At 69.4% G+C, this 14,351-nt stretch carries 20 protein-coding genes; 6 read left to right on the forward strand and 14 right to left on the reverse strand.

Translation table 11 applies throughout. The features are described 5' to 3' along the window. Positions 1–17 precede the first annotated feature (17 nt). Positions 18–257, reverse strand: coding sequence for a hypothetical protein (locus ACFOY2_RS46225; protein ID WP_379534524.1), 240 nt, complete (start codon positions 255–257; stop codon positions 18–20). A gap of 662 nt (positions 258–919) precedes the next feature. Between ACFOY2_RS46225 and ACFOY2_RS46230 the strand changes: the two genes are divergently transcribed. Continuing rightward, positions 920–1,057, forward strand: coding sequence for a hypothetical protein (locus ACFOY2_RS46230; RefSeq protein WP_379534525.1), 138 nt, complete (start codon positions 920–922; stop codon positions 1,055–1,057). 91 nt (positions 1,058–1,148) lie between these two features. Here ACFOY2_RS46230 and ACFOY2_RS46235 read toward each other — a convergent pair whose 3' ends face one another. The 7 genes from ACFOY2_RS46235 to ACFOY2_RS46265 all read right to left on the reverse strand — a co-directional run bounded on the left by ACFOY2_RS46235 (position 1,149) and on the right by ACFOY2_RS46265 (position 5,417). Next, a complete protein-coding gene (locus tag ACFOY2_RS46235) occupies positions 1,149–1,472 on the reverse strand; it encodes a hypothetical protein (protein ID WP_379534526.1) in 324 nt (107 codons plus the stop codon). After that, a complete protein-coding gene (locus tag ACFOY2_RS46240) occupies positions 1,462–2,607 on the reverse strand; it encodes a phosphatase domain-containing protein (RefSeq protein ID WP_379534527.1) in 1,146 nt (381 codons plus the stop codon). Before ACFOY2_RS46240 ends, ACFOY2_RS46235 begins: the two co-directional genes overlap by 11 nt. 56 nt (positions 2,608–2,663) lie before the next feature. Further along, positions 2,664–3,239, reverse strand: coding sequence for a hypothetical protein (locus ACFOY2_RS46245; protein ID WP_379534528.1), 576 nt, complete (start codon positions 3,237–3,239; stop codon positions 2,664–2,666). Positions 3,240–3,299: 60 nt separating this feature from the next. Then, entirely contained in the window at positions 3,300–3,518 is a 219-nt protein-coding gene (locus ACFOY2_RS46250) for a hypothetical protein (RefSeq protein ID WP_379534529.1), read from the reverse strand. A gap of 195 nt (positions 3,519–3,713) precedes the next feature. Further along, on the reverse strand, positions 3,714–4,550 hold the full coding sequence (locus ACFOY2_RS46255) for a hypothetical protein (protein ID WP_379534530.1): 837 nt from the start codon (positions 4,548–4,550) through the stop codon (positions 3,714–3,716). Positions 4,551–4,620: 70 nt separating this feature from the next. Continuing rightward, on the reverse strand, positions 4,621–4,983 hold the full coding sequence (locus ACFOY2_RS46260; RefSeq protein WP_379534531.1) for a hypothetical protein: 363 nt from the start codon (positions 4,981–4,983) through the stop codon (positions 4,621–4,623). Positions 4,984–5,084: 101 nt separating this feature from the next. Continuing rightward, a complete protein-coding gene (locus ACFOY2_RS46265; protein WP_379534532.1) occupies positions 5,085–5,417 on the reverse strand; it encodes a hypothetical protein in 333 nt (110 codons plus the stop codon). Positions 5,418–5,748: 331 nt separating this feature from the next. Here ACFOY2_RS46265 and ACFOY2_RS46270 point away from each other — a divergent pair, with 331 nt between their 5' ends. Continuing rightward, complete coding sequence (locus ACFOY2_RS46270; protein WP_379534533.1) at positions 5,749–6,336, forward strand: phage tail tube protein; 588 nt, start codon at positions 5,749–5,751, stop codon at positions 6,334–6,336. A 453-nt stretch (positions 6,337–6,789) separates the two neighbouring features. Beyond that, entirely contained in the window at positions 6,790–8,727 is a 1,938-nt protein-coding gene (locus ACFOY2_RS46275; protein ID WP_379534534.1) for a WD40 repeat domain-containing serine/threonine protein kinase, read from the forward strand. Positions 8,728–8,785: 58 nt separating this feature from the next. Here the strand turns inward: ACFOY2_RS46275 and ACFOY2_RS46280 are convergent, their stop codons facing one another. Then, positions 8,786–9,025, reverse strand: a complete 240-nt coding sequence (locus ACFOY2_RS46280) for a hypothetical protein (RefSeq protein ID WP_379534535.1) — start codon at positions 9,023–9,025, stop codon at positions 8,786–8,788. A 59-nt stretch (positions 9,026–9,084) separates the two neighbouring features. Between ACFOY2_RS46280 and ACFOY2_RS46285 the strand changes: the two genes are divergently transcribed. Together ACFOY2_RS46285 and ACFOY2_RS46290 are read left to right on the forward strand one after the other, a co-directional pair. Further along, positions 9,085–9,702, forward strand: coding sequence for a hypothetical protein (locus tag ACFOY2_RS46285; RefSeq protein WP_379534536.1), 618 nt, complete (start codon positions 9,085–9,087; stop codon positions 9,700–9,702). A 44-nt stretch (positions 9,703–9,746) separates the two neighbouring features. Continuing rightward, the gene (locus ACFOY2_RS46290; RefSeq protein WP_379534537.1) at positions 9,747–9,905 is read left to right on the forward strand and encodes a hypothetical protein; all 159 of its coding nucleotides are present in this window, start codon (positions 9,747–9,749) and stop codon (positions 9,903–9,905) included. 57 nt (positions 9,906–9,962) lie between these two features. On the opposite strand, the gene ACFOY2_RS46295 is transcribed toward ACFOY2_RS46290, so the two are convergent. From ACFOY2_RS46295 to ACFOY2_RS46315, 5 genes are read right to left on the reverse strand one after another with little or no spacing between them, the layout of a single operon-like run. Then, complete coding sequence (locus ACFOY2_RS46295; RefSeq protein ID WP_379534538.1) at positions 9,963–11,363, reverse strand: hypothetical protein; 1,401 nt, start codon at positions 11,361–11,363, stop codon at positions 9,963–9,965. Continuing rightward, positions 11,363–11,926: a hypothetical protein gene (locus ACFOY2_RS46300; RefSeq protein ID WP_379534539.1), complete on the reverse strand. Its 564-nt coding sequence runs from the start codon at positions 11,924–11,926 to the stop codon at positions 11,363–11,365. Before ACFOY2_RS46300 ends, ACFOY2_RS46295 begins: the two co-directional genes overlap by 1 nt. Further along, positions 11,926–12,636 carry a hypothetical protein gene (locus ACFOY2_RS46305; RefSeq protein WP_379534540.1) on the reverse strand — a complete coding sequence of 237 codons (711 nt, stop codon included), beginning with the start codon at positions 12,634–12,636 and terminating at the stop codon, positions 11,926–11,928. The genes ACFOY2_RS46300 and ACFOY2_RS46305 overlap by 1 nt, the downstream gene beginning before the upstream one ends. Before the next feature lie 9 nt (positions 12,637–12,645). Beyond that, positions 12,646–13,020, reverse strand: a complete 375-nt coding sequence (locus ACFOY2_RS46310; protein WP_379534541.1) for a hypothetical protein — start codon at positions 13,018–13,020, stop codon at positions 12,646–12,648. Next, positions 13,020–13,445: a hypothetical protein gene (locus ACFOY2_RS46315; protein WP_379534542.1), complete on the reverse strand. Its 426-nt coding sequence runs from the start codon at positions 13,443–13,445 to the stop codon at positions 13,020–13,022. Before ACFOY2_RS46315 ends, ACFOY2_RS46310 begins: the two co-directional genes overlap by 1 nt. Before the next feature lie 95 nt (positions 13,446–13,540). On the opposite strand from ACFOY2_RS46315, the gene ACFOY2_RS46320 reads away from it, so the two are divergent. Then, on the forward strand, positions 13,541–14,351 hold an 811-nt coding region (locus ACFOY2_RS46320; RefSeq protein WP_379534543.1), incomplete at its 3' end, for a hypothetical protein.

Genomic DNA, 14,351 nt, shown 5'->3' on the forward strand with positions numbered 1-14,351 from the left:
TCGGCGGCGTGATCGGCCTACTCGGCGGGCTGCCCTTTGCGGGGCCGGCCTCGGCGGGCCTTGGGCGCGTGGGCGCAGATGCCGCACCCGCACGGCAGGATCGTCTCGCTGGGATCACAGCCGAGGTCGGGGTTGATCCGGTTGCCCTTGCACTCGCGGTGGTTGTCGGTGGCGCACGCGAAGGACCAGGTGTCGAGGTCATCCTCGGTGTAGCCGTCCGGGACGACGATGGGGGCGCTGATCGAGACGATGGCCATACCCCAGGATCGCACGTTGTGACCAATGCCTGGCAATGCGTACACGCGTTCGAGAGTGGGGAAGGATTGCCGTCTGGCCGCACTGCGGAGAGGGCCTGGTCCGCTTTGCTCCGAATCCGCTCAGCGAAGCCCTGGGAGCCGCGCACGCCCCTTTCCGGGAAGCCCGACAGGGGCGCGATACCCGTTATGGCTTCCAGAAAAGTGGTAACCGCAGGTTAGCGCGTGTGGTAATCGCCGGTAAGCGCGATTGGGAATGCGAAATATAATCGTGTGGCAAATGCCTATGGAAATGCGAATCGAAATGCGTTGCGAAACAGAGGAGGCAATTAACGCGGACCCAGTGACACATCCGCCCCGGTCAGGACCCAGTGACACGGACCCATGGCTCACTTCCGAGGGATGTGCCATGCAGGGTCACAGAACTCCAGGACTCCAGGATCGTACGACTCTGGAGAGATTCGGAATACCCCACGAACGGAAGCAACAGGAAGCTACGATGTCGCGTGCAACGCAAAAAGCCGAACCTTTGCAGAGGTCCGGCTGATCACGGGCCCGGCCAGGGAGCCCCCGGCGCGGACATCATTATGAGACTGAGCACTCATGATGATACGCGCCTCTTCCCTGGTCGGGCTCCCGTTTCCGCAAGTAGGAGGGGTTGGGACGTGAAGCGCGTCAAGATCACAATGGAAATTCCTGTGTGGGTGATCCGCCTCGGCGGGGTCGCTCTCGCCGCCGCCGGCCTGGTGGCGCTGGTGAAGTCCGGCGGGACGATCGACCTGAGTATCGGCAGCAGTCGGTAATGCTCGGGACATGATGAAGGCGGCCGTCCCCAGGGTGTGCGGGACGGCCGCCTTTACGCTGTCTATCTACCTTCTGTCCTTCTGTCCGGGATCACTCGGCCTGTCCGGGTTCCTCGTCCTCCTGCGGCTGATCCTCGGAGGGCGCCGCGGCGAAGAGGTCGGCTTGGCCGGTGACGTCCCTCCATCCTCGGATACGGCCGCCGTGTCCTCGGTCGCGCCGGGGGAGGTGTAGGCCGCGGGCGCACTTGCTGCCCTTGCCGAGTCGTAGGGCTCGCTCGGACCAGATGCGGTGACCACACGTGCACTTGGCCCAGGGGCGGCCCTTGCTGGTCTGCTCGCCCTCGGCGGGGGCCTGGTCGAGGACCAGGAACTCCCCTGCGTCGTCCGGTTGGCCGCGCACCTGGTCAGAAGTCACCGGGCGCTACCTGGAAGACGGTCAGGTCCAGGGCCCGCCAGGCGTCCACGACTTGCCGCCGGTCGTCCAGGACCACGCGGACGTCGTACCGGCCGCGCACGCGCGTCTCGTACAGCTCCGTCTTGACCTCGGCGTCCTGGCGGTAGTCGCCGGTGGCCCGCATGTGCAGGGCCTCCCACGGGACGCCGAGATGCGCGTTCAGCCATGCGGCTGTCGCAGCCCGGCATTCGTCGGACCGGCCGGACATGACGACGATCCGGTAGCCGCGGTGGTGGAGGGCGCGCACGGTCTCGATGACCGGCCAGTTCGGCGTGTCCTCCCCGACGCGGGCCCAGTCGTACGGGTCGCGGTCGCCCTTCTCGGCGAGCGTGCCGTCCACGTCCACCAGCGCGGCGACCGGCAGGCCGGCGTCCTCGTCGCCGGGCGCCTGCTCGGGGACGGCCGCCGCCTTCGGGGTGATGAGGGTATGGCGGACGTGGGCCCACTTCGGGTGGTGCTCGAACGGTGCTTCGGGGCCGTCGTACTCGTGGATGAGGTCGATCGCCTCGGTGACGCGCGCCCGCAGGTCCAGGTGGGCGGCGTTGAGCAGGCCGTAGCTGGTGTGGACGACCTCGGCGAGCTGGTGGGCGCGGGCGGCCTCGCGCTCGGCGGCTCCGAGCTTGGCGCGCAGTTCGGCGGCCTCCTGCTCGGCCTCGGCGGCGCGCTGCCGGAGTTCGGACGCCTCGCGGGCCAGACGGCTGCCGAGACGTTCGTCGGCGTACGTCACCTTGCCGACGAGCTGCCGCTCCAGGAGGTCCCAGTCAACGGTCTTGCCCTTCCGCATCATGGCGAGGGCGTTGCGGGCGGCGGCGATCCCGCCGAACAACTCGTGCATCGCGTGCGAGTACGCCTCGCGCTTGACGAGCGCGTCGTCCAGGCGGTCGCGGAGCTGGTCGCGTTCGGTCTCGGCCTGCTCGGCGCGGCGGTCGCGCTCGTCGCCGGCGCCGTCGAGGGCGTCCACCGCAACGCGGTACTGGACGCCATCGTTCAGCAGGTACGGCCAGTGCTCATTGAGCTTCTCGCCCACGGCGCGGATCAGCTCCAGATCGTGGCGGCCGGGGTCGATCGTCTCAGCCTGCTCGGTGGTGTTGCTCAAGGGGTTCTCCTCGGGTGGGCCCACCCGGCGTCCGGCCGGGCAGAGTGCGGTCAGGGTCAGGAGGCGGCGGCGTTCTTGGCGGGGGTGACCCAGTCGTGGACTCGGACCACGCGCGCCCGGCGGACCACCGGGTCAAAGCGGGCGGTCTTCTCGTACTCCCACGGCTTGGTGTCCTGGTACTCCGTCAGACCCTGGCGGTAGTGGCCCTGGAAGTGCTCGCCAGCCTCGTTGCGGATGATCAGCGAGTGGTGAGACTCCCACCGGGTGTGCCGTCCTCCTCTTTGTCCACGACGGTCCAGCCCTCGTAGTCGTCTCCGGGGTCCAGGTACGTCAGCTCGCGGGCGATCGTGGGGTCGAGGTCCACCGGCTCGGCCGCGACCGGCGACGCGGGCTCGACCGGGAAGACGCGCGCAACGAAGCGGACGGCGTTCTCCTGGCCAGCCTCCGAGCCGGACGCGGTCGATCTGGTCCAGGTGGCGCCAGCCGACGAACATCCAGCAGACGGCCCAGAACAGGGCGTAGGCGACGAGGTAGTTGTCATCGAGCACGAGGACCATGACGCCGAGTCCGTAGGTGACGACGAGGGCGGCGAGCAGGGCGTATCGAGTAGCGCGAACGTGGGTTGACTTCATTAGGGCCCTTTCGGGGTTGAGGGGTTGGGCCCCGCCCGGGTGGGGCGGGGCGGGATGGGCTCAGACGGAGTGCAGGTAGCGGTCGGCCGTGAGGGGCACCGCGCGGAGGTGGTGCTTGGGCTGCCGGTGGCGCGCGATGTACGGGGTTGCGGCGTCAGTGAGGGCCAGGATCAGCGGGGTTTGGGTCAGCCAGGCGCGCGGGTCGCGCCCGATGGCGGCGGCCTCGTCGTCGGCGGCGTGGAGTACCTCGTCGTACGCACGCGTGTGGAACGGCGGCATCGGGACGTCGCGCAGGGCGACGATGGCGGCGCGGATGGCCCTCGTGCTGCCGCTCGATCCACATCAGGAGGTTGCGGGCGTGGCGGGGACTCATGCGGGCGATGTCGTGCTCGGTGCCCTGCTCGTCCGTCCAGATCTTCGCGTTGTGGAGGCGGGAGTACCAGTTCGCGTACATCGGGGGGGTTCCTTCGGGGGTCAGTTGGCGTAGACGTCGGCGAGGGCCTGGACGAGTGGGGTTTCGGCGATCCAGCCGTGCGGGTCCGTCACGGCGATGTCGGCTTCCTGGAGCGGCGTGAGCCTGCCCGGGTCGGCGTCGATGGCGGTGTCGGGGTGGCCGAGGATGTGCCGGATCACGCCTTTGGTGATGACGGCGGCGTTGATCTCCAACCAGGCCCGCGCCATGCAGTTGGCGTAGATCTCCATGTCGCGAAGGCGGTGGGTGTAGCCGTGCCAGTCGGTCCACGTCTCGGTCTGGTGGAGGCGGGCCAGCCAGTCCACGGGCCGGATGGGTGTGGGCGGGGTGGCAGCACGCCGAGGGGGGATCGGCCACAGGACGTGGGCCGTGGGACCGTCGTCGTGGCCCCACACGCCGTGGTGCTGCTCTCCGTCCGGGTCGTAGCGGCAGTCGTTCATGACGGGGTCGAGCGGGGAGTACAGCTCGTACTCGTTACGGTCGGTGGGGATGACGACTGGCAGGTTCGGGTCGAGCAGTTCGGCGCAGAACAGGTTGTTGGCGAGTTGGACATCCGTGATGGCCTTGGCGATGTCCTCGGCGGTGGGGTCGCGGTCGGGCTCGGCGACCGTGAGTGCGGCAACGAGCGGGCCGTCGCTGGGGTTGCGGGTGAGGCGGCCCACGGGGCCGACGTGGTCGTCGGACTTGATGGTCTTGAAGTGGCCGAACCGGATGGCCGAGGCGAGCGGGCGGGCCCACACGTTCACGGGCGAAGACACCATGACGGGCAAGGGGTCGCGCCAGTTGTAGGCGGCGAGGGAGGTCAGGGCGGCGCGCAGCAGCGCGACGGTAACGATCACGGGAGTGTGCTCCAGAGGGGAGGGTCCCCGCCCGGGAGTAGGCGGGCGGGGACCGCAGGACGGGACGGGGTTAGGCGACGGCGAGGACCGCGTACGAGCGGTCGGTGTCCTTGCCGAGCTTCACGGCGGCCTCGATCGCGCCCGTGACGATCGCGGGGTGCATCCGGCGGTCGAACTTCACGTCGGACTCGGAGCCGTTCCGGTAGGTGTCGCTGCCCTCGGCGGCCTCGCCGGGGCCGAACTGGCGCAGGGTGACGTCGCCGTCCTGCTCGTGGATCTCCACGTGGAAGCCGAACCCCTGGTAGACGCGGGTGAACAGGGAGTCGTAGCCGCCCAGCTCCTCCGGGTCGCGGCCGAGGTCGGTGAAGCCGAGGGCGGTCAGCTCCGTGTGGAGGTAGCCGAAGTAGGGGCGCGTGGTGAAGTCGATGGCCATGGTTGGTCCTTTCGTGATTCCTGGGGCTGATCGAGCGGGCCGGGGGACCGCTCCCCTCGCTCGCTCACAAGTAAAAGCATAAGGGTTATTTATTTGCTTGTCTAGTCGGGCGGCCCAAGTTTGTGGAACAGCGCCTCAAGCTCGGCGATCTTGTCGCCGTCCTCCCCCGGCAAGTCCACGAGCAGCGTCAACACGGCGATGTCCTGGGGCGGCATCCGGAATCCCGGCTTGCCCTGCCGCGCGGCCGCCGCGACCGGCCGCAGGATCGTCGTGAACGTCTCCAGCCGCTGAGCGAGCCGCCCCCGCTCCCGCTCCCCCGCCGCCCGCCCGGCCCGCGCGCCCACCATGTAGCAGCACACGGCCACGAAGACGACAAGCGGCGACGCGACGCACGCCCACTTGATCAGCGTCATCACGGTGTCGGTGGCCGTCACGGCTGCTCCCGGCGTGGGTGCTCCCGCAGGAAGTGATTCCGCCAACCGGCGTGCGCCGCCGGCACGTGCGGGGCCGGCTGCCATGCGGCGCGCGTCGGGCAGCCCCGGATCAGGCAGCGCCAGCGCGGCGGCTTTGGCTCGTCGGCGGCGGCCCTGTCCATCGTCGTCGTCATGGCCGGGGTGTGTAGCGCAAAAGGTCGCTAACGTCCTGCGGCGCTGGTCAGCGCGACGTTAGCCCGGTTCATCCCTACTCTCTGCGCCCGGGTCCCCAACCTGACACGCCCTTTGTCCGCCATGGCGGGCGTGGGCGCCGAGTGGCTGGGAGGCCCGCGTGGGCGCAGAGAACGTGTTCATCCCGCAGCAGGCGCGGCTGTGGCTCGCTCCGGTCGGCACCGCCGCCCCGGACGGTCCGACCGTGGCCATGCCGTCCGCCTGGTTCGACATCGGCCTGTTCACGCCGGATTCGTTCAACTGGAGCACCGACCCGTCGTTCGAGGAGACCCGCGCCCACCAGTCGAATTACGCCGTCCGGCGCTGGCAGACCGAGGACGCGGCCACGATCGAGGTCGACCTCTTGGAGTGGTCCCTGGCCTCGTTCAGGGCCGTGTACGGCGGCGGCACGATCGAGAAAGTGGAGCCTGCGGGCGGCGGCACCGCCTACTTCCGGTTCACGCCGCCCGCGATCGGCTCCCGCACCGAGACGGCCGCGTGCCTGGAGCTGATCGACGGCAACAAGCGGCTTCGCCGCATGGTCCCCCGGTGCGAGCAGACCGAGGGCGTCGAGCAGTCCTTCCAGAAGACGGAGGCGTCCACGCTGCCGCTCCGGCTCAGCGTGCTGGGCGGCGACGTAGGAGCCCCGTACTACGATTTGCTGCCCTCGACCTGGGCGGCGTTCGACCCGGGCCCCACTACTCCCTGACCGGGGCATCACCTCACGCGAAGGGCGTCGGCCGTGCTCGGTCGGCGCCCTTCGCGCGTCCCCCGGCCGTCCTCGGCCGGTGGCAGAGGTTCCGGCCGTGGTAGACGTCGTCACCGATCTGACCGACGATGATCCAGCGTTTCCCCTCGGCCGGCCCGTCCGGTTCACGTGGGCGCGGCGCGGCCGCCGGCACCGCACCTACCGGGTGGGCAAGGTACTCGAGTATTGGGGAGACTATTGGGCGACGTCGCGGGAGTGGTGGCGGGAGAGTCCTGCCCAGCACCGCGCCAGACCCCAGTAGAACATCAACTTCGTAGTTCAGAGAAGTGTGCGTCCGCTGCTCCATGCTGCACCCCGATCCCTCCCAGCGCCCGCGCCTGGTCGAAATCCGTGACAACCTTCTCGCCCGCATCACGGAGGCCGGCCGTGATGAAGCCTCGTAGAGTGACCTCTGTGAAGGGCATCGCAGGCTTGCTCGTAGCGGGACGGTACCGGCTGATCACACCGATCGGGCAAGGTGGCATGGGCCGCGTGTGGCGCGGCCACGACGAGGTCCTAGACCGCGAAGTGGCGGTCAAGGAAGTCTTGTTGCCTGCGGACCTGCCGGACGCGATGCATGATCGGCTGATCGCACGCACCAAAAAGGAGGCGCAGACTGCGGCCCGTGTTCACCATTCGGGCATCGTTACGGTGTTCGACGTGGCAGAGCACGACGATGCACCGTGGATCATCATGGAACTTGTCCACGGAACCTCGCTCGCCGCGCACGGCCGGCTGGGCTGGGAGCAGGCAGCGAAGCTCGGCGCGGACCTGGCCGATGCGCTCGCCCACGCGCACGCAGCCGGGGTGGTGCACCGTGACCTCAAACCCGACAACGTGCTGCTGGCCGGGGACCGTGTACTCATCACCGACTTCGGAATTGCCCGCATCCTGGACGAGGTCAGCGAACTGACCAGTACGAACACCGTCATCGGCACCCTGCATTACATGGCCCCCGAACGGTTGGAGGGCAAGCCGGTCGCGGGCCCCGTCGATCTGTGGGCCTTGGGCGCGACGCTGTATGCCGCGGTGGAGGGACAGCCGCCGTTCACCGGACCGACCCAGGCAGCGATCATCACCGCGATCCTGACCGGCCCGCTCCCAGCTGCTCCCAATGCCGGTCCCCTGGACGAGATACTGCACGGCCTCCTGGCCAAGGACCCCCGCCAACGGCCGGACGCACATGAGACCGCCCGGCGCCTGCGAGCACTGGGCACGTCCAGCCCCGCATCCACCAAGCAAGCCGAAATCCCTGATACGGCGCCAACAACCCTGCCGATGCCCGCGCCAGCGGATGACAACGAACCAGCCGCCCCGCGCGGACCGAGTCGGCGCAGCGTCCTCGTCGGCGGTGGCGCGGCACTGGCCGCCGCAGTCGGCGGACTCATAGCCGTCCGCCTGGCCAACAACAGTCCCGATGACGGCTCCTGGTTCCGCCTGAAGGGGCACACCAGTGACGTGAACTCGGTCGCGTTCAGCCCGGACGGGAAAATCCTGGCCAGCGCCAGCGGCGACTTCCTGGCCGACAACGGTGGCGACGCCACCATTCGGTTGTGGGACATCGCCGACCGGACCACCATCGCCACCCTAAGCGGGCACACCCAGTCGGTGGATTCTGTGGCGTTCAGCCCGGACGGCAAGACCCTGGCCAGCGCCAGCTATGACGAGACGGTGCGGTTGTGGAACGTCGCGGCACGGTCCGGCACAGCCGTCCTCACTGGGGGCACCAACGACGTGACTGCGGTGGCGTTCGGCCCTGACGGCAAAACCCTGGCCAGCGGCAGCGGCCGCACCGTGCGGCTGTGGAACATCGCGGCACGATCCACTAGGGCCGTCCTTATCGGTCACACTACTGATGTGACCACGGTGGCGTTCAGCCCCGACGGTAAGACCCTGGCCAGCGGCAGCGGCAGGAACCCCTACGGCAACGAAGACAACACCGTGCGGCTGTGGGACGTCACCACTCGAACTGCCGTCGCCACCCTGACTGGGCACACCGACATGGTGTGCTCAGTCGTGTTCAGCCCCGACGGCAAAACCCTGGCCAGCGGCGGCTTGGACAACACGGTGCGGTTGTGGGACGTCGCGGCACGGTCCGCCAAGGCCACCCTCACCTCCGCCGAATCCGTCTGGTCTGTGGCGTTCAGCCCCGACGGCAAAACCCTGGCCAGCGGCGGCGGAGGAAAACGCGACGACTCCCACACCGTACGGCTGTGGGACATGGCCAGCCGAACAGTCACCGCCACCCTGACCGGGCACACCCACACCGTGATGTCAGTGGCGTTCAGTCCTAATGGCAAGATGCTGGCCAGCGGCGGCTCCGACCAGACCATCCGGGTGTGGAAGTTGTGACCAGAGCCGCGGCCCTGCGGCCCCCGAGCTGACTAGGGCGTGTATCGACTGTGCTGGTTCACAGCCACTCGTTGATGGCCGCGATGAGGACGGTCGCCTCGTAGCGGACCGCGAGCTTGTCATACCGCGTGGCCACGGCCCGGTGCCTTTTGAGGCGATTGATGCCGCACTCGACCGCGTGCCGAGCTTTGTAGTCCTGCGTGTCGAACTTCGGCGGCCCGGTCGCCGCGCGAGCGCCCGAGCCCGTGGTCGTCCGACTCGACAGCTTCGCCGCCTGAGCCTGGCCGAGGCGACGCAAAGCCCTTGTTGGTCTACGGTCCCCGGCGACCTGCCCGCACCGTCTGGAGGACTTCGGGGATGATCGACCTAGACATTGACCGCGATGAGCGCCTGGCCGTCATCGCCGCAGAGCGCGGCGCGGCCGTAGCCGACACGTTCCCGCTGAAGTTCCGCGGGAGGGTCGTGTGCGAGCTGCCGACCGAGCTGCCGCTGGACGTGCTGGAGCCGCTGACTCACGTCGCGGTGGACCTGGGCCTGATCGTGCGCACGGCGCTGGACGCGGCCCGCTCCAAGGACCCGGACGCGGCGAACATGGCGTTGTTCGACATGGTGATCGACCAGCTCATCATCAACAAGCAGTTGCCCGACCAGGTGCTGAAGGCTGTGCACAAGATGGCGGTCCGGCTGCTCACCGAGCAGGGGTTCGCCGATTTCTTCGCGCTGCGGCCGTCCCTCCCTGACATGGTGGCGCTCGTGAAGGGGCTGCTGAGGGCGTACGGGTTGCGCCTGGGGGAATCCTCTCCGTCCTCCGGCTCATCGAGCGATGGGACGACCTCGACAACTCCCTTGCCCACCACTACCCCGGATTCGACGCGCGAGGAGCCTGGAAGCGACCCGGGCAGCCCGGGTTCTTTGGAGTACGGCGGCTACTCGCCCGAGCGGAAGGTCTCCCCGCTGATGCCATCGTCAACCTGACGGCTGCGCAGCGGGCCGACCCGTGGCCGCGCGACTACGAGATCTTGACGCAGATCTTGGAGGAGATCGCGGTGCTGGCGGCGGATCGGCGGCGGCCGAAGCCGCGTGAGGCTCGGCGGCCGGAGTGGATGGCAGGCGCGGCGAAGAAGGGTATCGATCGGGCGTTCGGCATCATGGCCGCGACGGCGAACACGATCAAGTGACGAAGGGCCAGAACCGGCGGGGTTCTGGCCCTTCGTCATGTTCGCCGGCCGTGGCGGTCACCGGATGGGGAGGGGTCCCCACCCTCGGATGACAGTGGCGGGCCCGCTGCTGGCGGCGGGCAGGATTTCTACGGCGACGATGTTGCCGCGCAGGCCGACCTCTGCGGCGGTGAACGTGAGCTGGACCGGCGTGTCCTCCGCTTCGGTGGCGTCCACTTTGTAGGCGGCGATGCCAGAGCCGCGGTTCCCCGAGTACGGGATGCCGACCGCCGACGCGTCCACGCCGTTCGCGTCAATGTTCCAGTTGTAGAAGCTGACAAACGCCCGGCTGCCATCGGCGGTGGAGGTGTGGAGGTCTGCGGTGAAGGTTGTACCTCCGGTCACCTTGACCTTGCCGACCGCTCCAACCGCCCCGTCCGGGTCGACGCCCGTGAGTACCAGGACGAGCAGCCCGCCCGAGTCCCCCGAAGTGCCGGACGTCGCCGTGACGGTCATCGGCGCGGAGCTGGTGACGCGGGCGACGGCGACGGTGGAGGTACCCCGCTCGGCGCCTGTGCCGTCCCCTGACCTGGACTCGTATTTCCCCCACCCCAAGCTGGGGCCGGTGTTGGTGATAGCGGTGGTCTGGCCGCCGGAGAAGCCGGACAAGGCGACCAGCAGAGCATTCGGCGGCGGGGTGAACTGCGCAGTGGTGAGCGCGGACATGTTCGCGGCCACGAGTGGCGGCGACGACGCATCGACCCGGATTTCGGCGGGCCCGCTGCCGGGGGCGGCGGTGACCACGGTGAGCGGACTGGACGGCGCGGACAGGTTGCCGAAGCCGTCCCGCGCCCTGACGGTGTAGGTGTAGCTGGTGGCGGGGGTGCGGCCGGCGTCGTCGTAGGCGGTGACGGGGGTGTAGCCGATGAGGACGCCGTCGCGGTACACGTTGTACCCGGTGACTCCCATGCTGTCGGTGGAGGCGTCCCACGCGAACGAGATCCGGGTCGCGCTGGCGCGCGTGCTGCGCAGGTTCGCCGGCACGGTGGGGGGTGTGGTGTCGGCAGTCGGGACGGTGAAGACGATGTTGTCCACCCACGCGCCGTCCGCGCCCGCCTTGTCCGACACGTCCTTCACGTATCGGAAAGTCAGCGTCGTCTTGCCGGTGACGTTGAGCGCGCCGGACGGCGTCCAGGGGACTTCCCCACTCTTCTGGCTGAGCGCGGTGACGGTGACGCCGTCGAGCAGGGTGTTGTAGACGTCGTACGTCGCTTCGGAGGAAACCCGGTAGTAGAAGGTGACGCTGGTGGCGCCGGGCGGGATGGCGATGTTGGCGTCGTAGGTGGTGTTGTTGGTGGTGTTGATCGGCGACCGCAGCGACCAGGAGCCTGCCTGCGCGGCGGTGTCGGAGCGCGTCCAAGTGCCGGTGATCGCGAGGTTGTACGCCTCGTCCTCGAAGTCCTCGGAGATCTCGGCCATCAGGTCACCGTCACCTGAACCGACAGTTTCGCGCCCGGCGCGGTCGTTCCGATGGCGTCCACGTCCACGGTCAGGTGGCCGCCGTCTGGCACCACGGCGGTGGCGAAGCTGGTGGCTTTTGCGGTGGTACCGCCGTCCGGGATCGTGGGCTGGCTCGCGGCCGAGGCGAAGATCGACGTCCCGTTGAGGTTGATGTCGACGCGGACGCCGCCACCAGTGGGCGGGGCGACCACGCTCGCGCGCACCGACGTGATCGTCCACGCCCGGCCGGTGTCGTTCCAGAGCCGGTAGGTGCCCGCCGCAACTGTGAGCGGCCCGTCGATCACGTACGGCGGCAGCACGCCCGGCCCCGGCGGGCCCGCCTCACCCGGCTCCCCGGGCTGGCCAGGCTCCCCGGGTTCGCCCTGGGGTCCGGCACCGCTGACGGGCACTGTTGTACCGTCCGGCGCGGTGGCGACCAGCGTCCCGTCCGCGTCCGGGTAGACGGCGACGTGGCCGTCCGGCGGCAGCTCAGGCCCGTCGCGGAGCTGGGCCAGGACAAGCGGGGCGAGGTGACGACTCATCAGGACTTCCGGGCGAAGATGACGACGCGGTAGCCGTTCTGCGCGAGCGTCACCCCGGCCGAGATGGTCACCGTGTTGTCATTGGTGGCGACCTTTTTGACGTCCACCTCCTCGTCGGTGGCCACGTCCCACACCTGGACGACGAGCTTCTTGGTGCCGAGGCCGTGGGTGACCGTCCACGTGGTGCCCGCCGTGGCGGGCCCGACCGCGTCGTAGCCGGAGGAGTCGCCGCCGGACGTGAGCGGGAACGGCGAGAACACGATCGCCGTGGTGCCCACGGTGATGGGGCCGTCCGTGGTGATCCACCATGCGGTGTCGGCGTGGGTGGCGCCCTCCTCGACGGTGACCCACAGGCCCGGCGTCACCTCCGAGTTGGCGTCGGCGTCGGTGGCGCGGGTGAGCGGCTGCCCGGCCGCCGTGAACACGTACAGCCCGTTTTCGGCGGCGGCGGTCTGGTTCTTCAGCAGGAGCCGGTTCCCGGCGGCGAGCGTGATGCCGTCGAGGGTGGCCGGCGCGGTGCTGATGGACACGTTGCCGGTGGAGGCGACCCGCACCGACCCCTTGTAGTCGAGGTTCGACACGGTGCTGGTGAGGAGGTTCTTGACCTGCCCCCAGGAGGGGACGCCGGTGTCGGCGGTCGCGTCGCCCGCGTTGAGCAGCTTGCCGCCGCCGAAGTCGTAGTCTCCGGCGAGCATCTTCTTGACGGCCATGATGGCTCCTTAGCTGAGGTGGGCTCGTCCGGCGGTCGCCGGGCCGAGGGTGACAATGACGGTTGCGGTGTCCGGGCAGAACACGGCCGCGTCGATCTCGTGGCCGTCGATGTCCTCGACGGTGACGGCGGGGCGGCGGCCGAGCTCGTGGAGGATGGTCCACACGTGGGCGGGTTCGGTCTGCTCGTGGACGTGGAAGCTGCCGCCACCGGGCCCGGCGGGGCCCGGCTCCCCCTGGGGTCCTTGCGGGCCGGGCTCGCCGGGAGGTCCTGGCGGGCCCTGTACGCCTCGGGTGCGCACCTGGACGAGCGTGGGCCGGTCGGTGACGTGGATGACGGTGCCCTGCTCGGTGGTGGTGACGATCACCGGATCGTGCAGGGCCATCAGATGGTGACCCCCGGCTTGACCGTGACCGGGCCCTCGATGAGGCGGGTGTCGTCGCCGTCCGGGGAGGTGAGCAGCAGATCGTAGACGGCGCGCTCCCATCCGAATTCGCGGGTCGCGCTGGCGGGGATGCGCAACTGCACGACCCCGGCCGGGCCGTCGATGACGATCCCCCCGCCCTCGGCGGTGCCGAGGTGGTGGAGCAGGGTCGTGGAGCCGGGGCATGGCCGGATGTCCATGCGGGCCGTGTAGCCGGTCAGGACGACGGTGCCGGAGTCGTCGGACAGGGCTAGCTCGTGCTCGAACGTGGCGCCCTGCTCGATCAGCAGGGCTAGGGTCGCGGCCGTCATGGGGGCGGATGGTGCCAGCAGGACGGCCTTACGTCCCCGTGGAGGGCCGCGCAGCCGGGCGAAGGAACTTCCCACGCGGGAAGTTCCTTTCGTGCGCTTGCGTCCCGCTGGGCGACGTTAGCGGCCTTTTACGTCACCCTCCCCTGCGGCTCATCGGGGGGTGAGGGCGGATGGCGGACGAGCTTGGCGGGGGGCTCGACGGCGGGCGGATCGACATCAAGGTCGTGGCCGACCTGTCGGACGTTGAGGAGGGCAAGCTTCAGCGGGAGATCGACCGGCGCACGAAGGCGGTCAAGGCCAAGCTTGAGGCTGAGATCGAGGCGCGGCAGGTCGCCGCCGAGGCGAAGGCCGCAGCGCGGGCGGCCGAGCGTGAGGCTGAGGTGCGGCTGAAGGCGACCATTGACCGGTCGCAGCTTCGCAAGGATCTTGACGGCATCTCGCGGTCTGACGTGCGGATCCGATTCACCGCCGACGTCGACAAGGCCAAGCTGCGGGCGGATGTAGACGCCGCAGCGCGTGACGCAGGCGCGAGCGTCGGTGTCGACGCCGACACCACCCCGGCGCGGAACGTGCTCAGCCAGTTCTTCTCATTCCTCCGTAGCGGCTTCAGCAGCAGCGGCGGCAGTGGGGGCGGAGGTGGAGGTGGGGCTGGCAGTTGGGTGATCCGGATGGCCGTCCGGATTGACGACGCTGTGCTGAAGCCCGCGCAGGCGAAGCTTCAGCAGCTCGCCGTCGCGGCCGGCGCCGTGGTGCTCAAGTATGGGGCGCTCGCGGTCGCGGCTACGGCGGCCGGGTCGGGGTTGGGCGCGATGACGGCGTCGGCCGCGCAGGCGGTCGGCGTGCTCGGCCTGCTGCCTGGTGTTGCTGGTGTCGCGATCCAGGGGTTGGCGGCGCTGATCGTCGGCTTCTCCGGGGTGGGGACGGCGTTGGGGGCGCTGTCGCAGGCAGACAAGCAGTCGGCGGCGTCGGCATCGTCGGCGG

Origin of the sequence: Nonomuraea purpurea (genome assembly GCF_042650645.1) — a bacterium.
Lineage (GTDB): Bacteria > Actinomycetota > Actinomycetes > Streptosporangiales > Streptosporangiaceae > Nonomuraea > Nonomuraea purpurea.

Bases quoted from the DNA above. Each gene is read 5' to 3' on its own strand.
- ACFOY2_RS46310 (WP_379534541.1), bottom strand. From the start codon at position 13,020: ATGGCCCTGCACGATCCGGTGATCGTCACCACCACCGAGCAGGGCACC.
- ACFOY2_RS46295 (WP_379534538.1), bottom strand. From the start codon at position 11,363: ATGGCCGAGATCTCCGAGGACTTCGAGGACGAGGCGTACAACCTCGCG.
- ACFOY2_RS46250 (WP_379534529.1), bottom strand. From the start codon at position 3,518: ATGCCGCCGTTCCACACGCGTGCGTACGACGAGGTACTCCACGCCGCC.
- ACFOY2_RS46260 (WP_379534531.1), bottom strand. From the start codon at position 4,983: ATGGCCATCGACTTCACCACGCGCCCCTACTTCGGCTACCTCCACACG.
- ACFOY2_RS46300 (WP_379534539.1), bottom strand. From the start codon at position 11,926: ATGAGTCGTCACCTCGCCCCGCTTGTCCTGGCCCAGCTCCGCGACGGG.
- ACFOY2_RS46305 (WP_379534540.1), bottom strand. From the start codon at position 12,636: ATGGCCGTCAAGAAGATGCTCGCCGGAGACTACGACTTCGGCGGCGGC.
- ACFOY2_RS46245 (WP_379534528.1), bottom strand. From the start codon at position 3,239: ATGAAGTCAACCCACGTTCGCGCTACTCGATACGCCCTGCTCGCCGCC.
- ACFOY2_RS46225 (WP_379534524.1), bottom strand. From the start codon at position 257: ATGGCCATCGTCTCGATCAGCGCCCCCATCGTCGTCCCGGACGGCTAC.
- ACFOY2_RS46285 (WP_379534536.1), top strand. From the start codon at position 9,085: ATGATCGACCTAGACATTGACCGCGATGAGCGCCTGGCCGTCATCGCC.